The organism is Vibrio sp. 1978 (genome assembly GCF_033344345.1).
The window spans coordinates 190740-196739 of the sequence record NZ_JAWPOP010000008.1; the positions used below are offsets into that span (position 1 = coordinate 190740).

Below are 6000 nucleotides of genomic sequence, written 5' to 3' on the forward strand. Positions count from 1 at the left end.
GCTTTATTGATTAAAAAGCTGCTTCGATTGTGCCTTTGAAAGTGCGATCGAGATAATCACGAATCGCTTGAGATTGATAAATAGAAACGAACTTTTTATACGCTTCATTATTTTTGTCTGCGTCACGAGTGGCGATGACCATGACTGCTAATGGGGCGTCTTTTGCTTCAAGATAGATACTTTGTTTCTTCGGATCTAAACCAGAAGACATTACGTAGTTCATTGTAATCGCAGCCGCGTCCACATCATCTAATGTTCTTGGTAGCTGAGCGGCATCTACCTCGACAAATTCAAATGATTTTGCGTTTTTTGTGATATCAGTTAGGGCGGCTTTATGGCCAACACCCTGTTTCAGCTCAATTAAACCTGCATCGGCGAGTAGCAACAGACCACGACCACCGTTGGTAGGGTCATTTGGAAGCGCTATACGTGCATTGTTTGGAAGCTCTTGCAGTGAGCGATACTTATTGGAATAAAGCCCCATACGCATAAGAATGGACTGACCAATTGATACTAATTGGGCGTTATGGCTACTGTTGAAGTTGTCTAAAAATGGCTGGTGCTGATAGCTGTTAATATCGATGCTACCGTCGCTAAGGGCGGCATTAGGTGTCACGTAGTCAGAAAACTCAATGACTTCGACATTCAAACCTTGCTTCGCTGCCTCCTTCGCTACCGCCTCGACTACTTGTGCATGTGGTCCAACTGTCGCGCCCACTTTAATGACAGAGTCATCTTTTTCTCCACAAGCGCTTAAGCCGACTACTGCCGTGAGAATCAAAGCTAGTTTCTTTAAGTGACCAATACTTTTCATTGTAGCTCCATTTTTTGTTTTAGACGTCTATACGTTTGTATGTCCATCCTATCAGAAGTTGTCTGAGGGTCAATGGTTTAAATCACGAGCAGACATTTTGTTTCATTGCTACATATAGAAAGCCAGATAATAGTTAAAGAAAAGGGGAAGAGGAAAAGCTATTACGAGGTTAATGACGAGTTACCGCAACCGAAATTGTACCCAAAGATATAAGATACAAAAAAAGCGTAGTAGGTATTAACCTGCTACGCCTTTCGGAATATGGTGGCCCCTCGCAGACTTGAACTGCGGACCAATCGATTATGAGTCGTGATAAGCCTGTTTTCTATCAATTCTCATACGTTCTCAAATTAGTTTATTTTTATTTATATTCAGTAGCTTATATTCAATTCTCGATTTCATCTTTTCTCATCTATTCTCATTCAGGTACACTCTTACTTGACTAATTACTTGACTAAATTTTCATATAGTCAAGTTGCGCAACGGATAGGGCTAAGGGTGAAATATGCTAACAGTGAGTGCCATAAGAGGCTTAAAGCCAAAAGATAAGCCTTACTATGAATGGGACACAAACAGCCAACGAGGGCGCGGAAAACTAGGCGTACAGGTGACACCGAAAGGAAGTAAAACGTTTGTGTTTCGCTATTTTGTTGAAGGGAAAACAAAGTTTATCAGACTAGGGCGGTTTCCTGAGTTATCACTCAATGATGCGCGCGGTAAACAAAAGGAAATGGGAGAACTGCTACTACAGGGTATCGACCCTAAAGAGCAGTTAGAAAGCCAGCATAAAGCGCAACAGCTAGCCAAGCGTGAAGAAGCGCGCAAAGGCAGCATAAAGCAATTGTTTGAGGCTTACGTGTCACAGATGGAAAAAGACGGTAAGCGCACCCATAAAGCCGTACTCGCTTCACTAGAAAAAGAAGTCTATCCAGTCATTCCACCAGCCACCAAAGCGAAAGAAGTAACCACTCACGATTTAATGCTAGTGCTCGCAGCCATGATAAAGCGAGATGCGAAAACACAATCAAACCGAGTACGCAGCTATTTGATGGCAGCGTTTAACTATGGGCTAAAGCACGATAATGATCCAGCGAATTTTATTGATGAGGCTAAATTTGGCCTACTGCTTAACCCTGTAGCGGCTATCCCAAAACAAAAAGACGCTGAACGAGTGGGGGAGCACTATCTAAAAATGGGTGAGGTTATTGGCCTAATTGATGATCTCAATAATGAGTATGAGCGTTTTAAAATGGGCGATGCTATCCGCAATCTTATTTTGTTGTGTCTGTACACGGGTGGGCAGCGTCCGTATGAGTTGGCAGCGTCACGTTGGGAGGCTATCGACTGGCAGCAAAAGACACTATTGATAACACCGGATATATCGAAAAACAAACGGCCTCATTTGATACCGCTTACTGATAGCGCGCTGGTGGTACTGGAGAAGCAGCGACTCAACAATGACAGCGAATTTATATTCCCTCACCGATTTAACGCGAGCAATCACATACGCCTAGATTCGCTCTCGCAAGGCATAGCACGTTACCGAGAGGCTAGCCCACATATAAAGCCATTCACGCCCAGAGACTTACGAAGAACCTGTAAAACGCTTATGGGTGAGATAGGTATCTCCAAATCGTTACGTGACCGTTTACAAAACCATGCGCTGAATGATGTATCAAGCAAACACTATGACCGATACGAATATCTACCAGAGAAGCGCATTGCGTTGGAGTCGTGGGAGCAGAAACTCAACCCACAGCATGGAAGTAACGTTGTATCACTGGAGGTAGCAAGATGACAAAAATGACGAATGTAGACACCTTTATTTTAGGAACAGATGAAATTCGCAGACGCTACCAAACCGTTTACGATCTGATGGTCGATTTTTTGATAGATAACCAGACTGGACCTTTAAAAGATGCTGGGCAAGACAAAATAACGGAGATTCGCGGATATCTTCACCAAGCTATGGACGATATACGAAAGCAGTCTTTGGATGTAAGGCAGGGGCACTTGTCATCAATTGAGTACATGGAAAACATGGACAGGTATAGTTCTATTTTATCGTCCGAGTGGGTGAATACTCTTGTTTATTGGCAGCGTAATGAGGCTGAGTTCTTAAGTGATCTAGACGAGTTAAACCAAATGAGAAGAGCGGTGCTAACTCAAAAGCTTGAAGATGGAACGAATGGAAAGCTTTTACTAAGTGCTGCTGATTGTAGGAATTTACGGTCATGGATTGAGGCGGTTAACTCTAATGATGAGGCGAAAATAGTTGAAAGCGCTGATCGGGCCGTGGATGTCCTAGCAAGTTTAGTGAGTGGTAATGATTTGTTTAAGCAAAGAAAAATGCCGAAAAAATCAGAAAGGAAAAGCAATGTTAACAACAAAGGAGGAAGACCAACTAAACCATTAGATCATCAAATTCGTTGGGCCTGTGCATTGATACATGGCAGAAAAAAAACGGAAGATATTCTTAAGATATCTAAAGGAGCACTAGACGGCTCACTATCAAAAGTAAAAGAAATGAATGAGATAAGCTCATTAAGTGAGGCCGAGCAGGAGCAAAAAGCACATGAGATATGGAGAGCGAGAGAGGAAGCTGAAAGGTACAAACAAGCGAGCAGGGAGCATCAACGTGAGTATGATCGATTGAAGGCACAATACGACAAAAATAAGACTCTCCTAGAACGTGAACGCGCTAAAAATAGCAAGCCTAAAAACCTCAAATAAAAAAAAATTTTTCGCAGGTTTTTAAGCTCGAACCAAAGTTGTCCACTCCTTAAACTTAAAGCCTCTTTCAACGAAGATATGAGGCTATATGACAACTACAAACTTTCCTACACCAATTGACCGTGTACTTTCTCTCGATGAAGTTGCGGCAATTCTTGGCAGATCGAAAAAAACTCTCTGGCGCTTTTACGCGAAAGAGAAAATCATTCCAGAACCTTTAAAAGTCAACGGTAGAGCGATTGGTTATCGTCAAAGCGCGGTGGAATCAATTTTGAGAAGTTTTGAAGGGGAGGAATAGCATGGGTAAGATTCATAGAGAGCGAGCGAAAGAACTTGGTTTACCAGACTATAAAGGCGGAGAACAAAAGAGCTACGTTAAGTCTGTTTTCCTGAAAGGCTACGGGTTAAACACCTATCAGGCGCGTTATATTGGTATAGGTAATTTGCATAGTGTTTTAAGTGTGCTGAGACACAAAGACAAGATGTTAATTACAGACACTAAAGAGCGAGTTATCGATCCATTAACTGGAAAGTTCACCGAAAGACCCGTTATCAATGCTTGGATGACAGTAGAGCAGCGAAAAGACTACTTTAAGAGGAAAAAGGCCCAAACCTATAGGAGAAAGTAAAGGCCCGTCCTGAGTCAGCTGGTGGTGAGTTTGGCGACAGACCACCAGCAACCAAAGGATAAGCCATTCATAGAGGAAAAGCCACCCAGCGAAAAGGTGGCTTTTTATTTGTCTTTAAATGAGAACTCATTTCTAGGTTTTGTTTTGTGTTTTTAGCCACAGACAGAGCGAGAGGCATATAAATGTGCCTTTACTGCGCGGTTTTTACAGTGTGAGCAATTACTAACTCAATTGATGCCTAGAAAGGGGGTATTTAATAATATCTATAGGCTTGTATGAAATACTTAACGACGAATCGATTTGTCCAAGTGGATGGGGAGATCTGGGAAGTAAACACGGGGAACAAGCAACAATACGAAATTTGCCCTAAACACATGAAGCAGATCATTAGGCAGTTAACTGTTATGTGCTCACATCATCAGCGTGTCATGGTGGTGTTTTTTGATTTGAAAGTATCGAGCTATACGGACGATAACAAATTGATGTCGGATTTTATTCGTGAAGTGAGAAAAATTACTCAAAGCGACAGATACAAAATGACCCGATTTGGCTACTGCTGGGCTAGGGAAATGGAGAAAGCAAAGCAGCAGCACTATCACGTTGCGCTTTTTCTAGATGGAAAGCGAATTAGATACCCTCATAAAATACTAGACCTTTTATCGAACGCATGGCTAAAAATTGGCGGTGCTCACCTATACACGCCTAAGAACTGTTACTACGACATTAAAGGCAATGACTTTCAAGCCAAGCAACAAGCTATCTATCGGCTTTCCTATCAAGCAAAAGCGCGTGGTAAGGGCTATAGAGCTAAACAGGCTAAAGACTATGGTACAAGCCGTTTACGGATAAAATACGGAAAGAGAGAGCCTGAAAGCGTTAAAACTCAATTTTCGGAAGTCACGTTACCCTCAATAACATGAATACGGGTTGTTTACGGGTTCTAAGCATTGTCTTAGGTTATCGACAGTGCGAAAACTTTACAAAACCTGACATTTACACTTAAACCAGTGAGGGCCGCTTATTGAGATTTGTCTACTTCTTCGAGTTTTTGGACGCATTAACGCGCGAAATAATTTGTCAGTGCTATTGATGGTTTTTGGACACGTTAAGAGTCTACTTTTTTATATGGCTAAATGACCAAGCAAGGCAGGCAATCCATACGACGGCAGTCCAACCAAGAAGTAAGTTAATGATAAAAATAGAAGTTGAATTGTGATGCTTACGCGCACCAGCTATCCATGCTGGTAGCAAGTAAAGCATGAGTGCTGCTAAAAGCAGAATGATAGATCCAAAGCTGTCCATAATTACACCTTATAACTTGCGATATAGGTTTATTATCATACAAGTATCATATTAACTTTAAAGATACTTACTTCTCGTTTTTCCAAGCAATACATTAAGAAGAATGTTCTTTTTCTGGACTCTAAAAACTCATCAAATGATTAAGTGCTATCACGAAATGGTGAGAGTTTGGCAGGGTGATTTTTTCTAATGTCAGAATTGACGGCTAGTTAGTCGTTACTTGACTAATTACTTGACTAAATTTTGATAGAAACAAAAAAGGGTTAGTAACCACTACGGCTCTAACCCTTATAGAATATGGTGGCCCCTCCCAGACTTGAACTGGGGACCAATCGATTATGAGCGAAGGTCTGACGAAATATCACCGCACAATCAACATAGAAACCCTGCCCCGAATCACTCCGAAATCCACCAGCAAAATCACATAACCCGATTACCCGCATGATTTTACTGACGTCGCCGTCGGGAAATGTTGAAGGTGATTAGTACGACGACGCCGACGAGGAAATGTAGAAAACTGTG

At 41.9% G+C, this 6000-nt stretch carries 7 protein-coding genes; 5 read left to right on the forward strand and 2 right to left on the reverse strand.

The genetic code is table 11. From position 1 onward, the window contains the following. Positions 1 to 10 precede the first annotated feature (10 nt). On the reverse strand, positions 11 to 814 hold the full coding sequence (locus tag R8N49_RS10710; RefSeq protein WP_017633488.1) for a MetQ/NlpA family ABC transporter substrate-binding protein: 804 nt from the start codon (positions 812 to 814) through the stop codon (positions 11 to 13). A gap of 505 nt (positions 815 to 1319) precedes the next feature. On the opposite strand from R8N49_RS10710, the gene R8N49_RS10715 reads away from it, so the two are divergent. The 5 genes from R8N49_RS10715 to R8N49_RS10735 all read left to right on the forward strand — a co-directional run bounded on the left by R8N49_RS10715 (position 1320) and on the right by R8N49_RS10735 (position 5096). Continuing rightward, entirely contained in the window at positions 1320 to 2612 is a 1293-nt protein-coding gene (locus R8N49_RS10715) for a tyrosine-type recombinase/integrase (protein WP_318189969.1), read from the forward strand. After that, positions 2609 to 3547: a hypothetical protein gene (locus tag R8N49_RS10720; protein ID WP_065765485.1), complete on the forward strand. Its 939-nt coding sequence runs from the start codon at positions 2609 to 2611 to the stop codon at positions 3545 to 3547. Before R8N49_RS10715 ends, R8N49_RS10720 begins: the two co-directional genes overlap by 4 nt. A gap of 88 nt (positions 3548 to 3635) precedes the next feature. After that, positions 3636 to 3845 (forward strand): helix-turn-helix transcriptional regulator, encoded by a 210-nt coding sequence (locus R8N49_RS10725; RefSeq protein ID WP_318189970.1) that lies wholly within the window; start codon positions 3636 to 3638, stop codon positions 3843 to 3845. A 1-nt stretch (position 3846) separates the two neighbouring features. Beyond that, a complete protein-coding gene (locus tag R8N49_RS10730; RefSeq protein WP_318189971.1) occupies positions 3847 to 4176 on the forward strand; it encodes a hypothetical protein in 330 nt (109 codons plus the stop codon). Between the two features lie 275 nt (positions 4177 to 4451). Then, entirely contained in the window at positions 4452 to 5096 is a 645-nt protein-coding gene (locus R8N49_RS10735; protein WP_065765482.1) for an inovirus-type Gp2 protein, read from the forward strand. A 193-nt stretch (positions 5097 to 5289) separates the two neighbouring features. Here the strand turns inward: R8N49_RS10735 and R8N49_RS10740 are convergent, their stop codons facing one another. After that, entirely contained in the window at positions 5290 to 5478 is a 189-nt protein-coding gene (locus R8N49_RS10740) for a superinfection immunity protein (RefSeq protein WP_065765481.1), read from the reverse strand. Between the last annotated feature and the right edge of the window lie 522 nt (positions 5479 to 6000).